Genomic DNA, 367 nt, shown 5'->3' with positions numbered 1-367 from the left:
CGCAATAAACGAAACGACCGGCTTTTCAGCTCCTTATGCAGTCGCGTTAGTGCTGGAGATCGAGTGTGTAGGCTTGTTCGCGAAGGCGGTGTGACATTTAGCAGAAATGTCGACTGACCTGACGCTTTCGCGGGCAAGCCCGCTCACCCAGGGGCTTACGTTTGTTCACGATGTTTCTAACGTTGTTACGCCGTCGCCAGTGCCGGTTTCTCCGACACACTCAAAAACCGCAACAACGCCAGCAACGGAAACACGCTGCCGACGATCACGATCCACAACCAGCCACCGTGTTCGTACACCGCACTGGCCACTGATGAGCCGAACGCGCCGCCGATGAAGATGCTGGTCATGTACAGTGCATTCAGAC

At 55.6% G+C, this 367-nt stretch carries 1 pseudogene; it reads right to left on the bottom strand.

From position 1 onward, the window contains the following. Positions 1-185 precede the first annotated feature (185 nt). Positions 186-367 (bottom strand): annotated as a pseudogene (locus tag AC1DLB_RS32420) (MFS transporter); the annotation flags it as partial.

This window comes from Pseudomonas sp. 05N434, assembly GCF_056396965.1.
The sequence above is the reverse complement of the archived record's forward strand: the minus strand, read 5'-3'. Positions and strand labels throughout refer to the sequence as shown.